The sequence below is a fragment of the Cellulomonas citrea genome (assembly GCF_009829685.1).
Lineage (GTDB): Bacteria > Actinomycetota > Actinomycetes > Actinomycetales > Cellulomonadaceae > Cellulomonas > Cellulomonas citrea.
Map to the genome: position 1 here is coordinate 1 of NZ_VWSD01000261.1, position 1,987 is coordinate 1,987.

Annotated in this window: 2 protein-coding genes and 1 pseudogene; all 3 read left to right on the forward strand. The window is 75.3% G+C overall.

Annotated elements, in window-relative coordinates:
* Positions 1-112 precede the first annotated feature (112 nt).
* A pseudogene (locus tag F2B26_RS15930) lies at positions 113-331 on the forward strand (hypothetical protein); the annotation flags it as partial.
* 92 nt (positions 332-423) lie between these two features.
* A complete protein-coding gene (locus F2B26_RS15935) occupies positions 424-720 on the forward strand; it encodes an MTH1187 family thiamine-binding protein (protein ID WP_159811020.1) in 297 nt (98 codons plus the stop codon).
* 183 nt (positions 721-903) lie between these two features.
* On the forward strand, positions 904-1,987 hold a 1,084-nt coding region (locus F2B26_RS15940), incomplete at its 3' end, for a hypothetical protein (RefSeq protein ID WP_159811022.1).

Sequence of the window (1,987 nt, forward strand, 5' to 3'; positions counted from 1 at the left end):
GTGGCCGAGGAACGCCGCGACTACGAGCAGGCGCAGCGGTTCACCGAGCGGGCGCTGGCGCTGCTGGGCGAGGGTGAGGCGGACCGGGACATCCCACGGCTGCGGGTCAACTACGCGTGGCTGCTGCGGCCTGGCCGGCAACTTCGGCATGGAGCGCGGGCACTACGAGGTGTCGGTCGCGGTCGCCGAGAACGCGCTGCTGCCGGCGCTGCGTGCGGCAGCCCCCGGCGACCTCTACCTGGCGGACGGCTTCTCCTGCCGCACCCAGGCCGACCAGCTCGCCGGCACGCAGGGCCTGCACCTGGCCCAGCTGCTCGCCGCGCGGCTCTAGGCGGGCGGCGCCCCGTCGCCGCCGTCGTCGCTGCCGTCCCGAGGGGCGGCCCGACCTGTGCGCCCGGGGCCCGGACGCGGGATGCTGGGCCCATGCTCGTCGCCTTCTCCGTCGCCCCGCTCGGCACCTCCGAGTCCGTCGCCGATGCCGTGGCCGATGCCGTGCGCATCGTCCGCGAGTCGGGTCTGCCGAACCGCACCGACGCGATGTTCACCACGATCGAGGGGGAGTGGGACGAGGTGATGGACGTCGTCCGGCGGGCGACCGAGGCGGTCGGTGCCCACGCCGGCCGGGTGAGCCTGGTGCTCAAGGCGGACATCCGGCCCGGGCACACCGGGGAGCTCGACGGGAAGGTCGCGCGGGTCGAGGCCCGCCTCGCCGAGGGCTGACCGCCCGGGTTTCGGCCGGGTCGTTGGGCCGTTCGGGTGAGCGACGTTCGTCCACCCGGGTGAATCGGACATCTCGGGCAATTCATCACACCTCTGCGTGATGCATCAGCCCTGCCTGTGCGTGAGAAGGTGATCCAGCTCCGACGAGGCGACGCCTCCCCCCTGTGCGCGGAAAGGGCTGAGATGCCCCTGTTCGAGGTCGGTGACGACCGGGTACGGATCGTGCCGCCCGCGCGTCCGGGCCCTGACGTCTTCGCGGCCGAGGTCGGGGCGATCCTGGACCGTCACCTCGACGTCGTCCTGGGCGAGCCGGTGCTCGTCGTGCACAACGGGCGGGACGGGGTGCGCGCCGACCTGCCGGCCGTGGTGGCGATGGACGCACGCCGCTCCCCGGTCGTGGTCGACGCCGTCGCGCGGCTCGACGAGCAGTCGTTGGTCGCCTCGTTGCGCCGGGCCGGCGTCGTCGCACGAATGACGCACCGCGACGTGGCGCGGCTGTTCCACGCGCAGGCGCCGGAGCGGTTCGAGCTGGCCGTGCAGGACTTCCGCGACTCGGTGGCCCTCGCCTCGCCCGGGGTGCCTCAGCCGGGCATGCGGGTCGTGCTGCTGTGCGCCGAGGTCACCGAGGAGGCGGCCGGTGCGGTGCAGTTCTGGCGTTCGCGGGGCCGGCTCGACGTGCTGCGGGTGGGCGTCGTGCACGCGGAGGACGGCCGGCGGCTGGTGAGCGTGGAGACGGTCGAGGACGTGCGCTCCCTCGTGGCTGTCGCCGCACCGGTCCGTGCCACGGCCGACGGGGTGGTCCCGCTGGGTGCGACGCAGGCGCTGCCGATCGTCGCGGCACGCACCGTGCACGAACCGGTCCCGGTGATCGAGCTCGAACCCGACGAGCACCCCGTGGCGGTGCGGACGGCGAACCCGGTCCTGGTGGCGCCGCGAGGGATGTCGGCGGTGGTGCCCGGTGGCAGCGACGCGTCGACCGCGGCCACCCCGGCCCGGGGTGCGCCGACCGCGACCCCGTCGCTGCTGGCGGCAGAGCCGTGGCGGGACGCGTCCCGCGGGGACCAGCCACGCCGCGACCGTCCGTCCCCCCGGCTGACGACCCCGGTGCTGCTCCCGCCGCCTCCGGGTCCCGTGCAACGCCCTGCGTCCGTCCAGCCGCAGCGCGTCGACGACGGTCTGCTCGTCGGCCCGCCGCCCGCGCGGGAGCACTCGGTGTCGGCGCTGCGCACCCGGGAGGACCCGGGGGAGCCGCCCACGACGCGCCCGT

Excerpts from the sequence above, each read along its gene's own strand:
- F2B26_RS15935 (WP_159811020.1), top strand. The coding sequence starts at position 424 with ATGCTCGTCGCCTTCTCCGTCGCCCCGCTCGGCACCTCCGAGTCCGTC.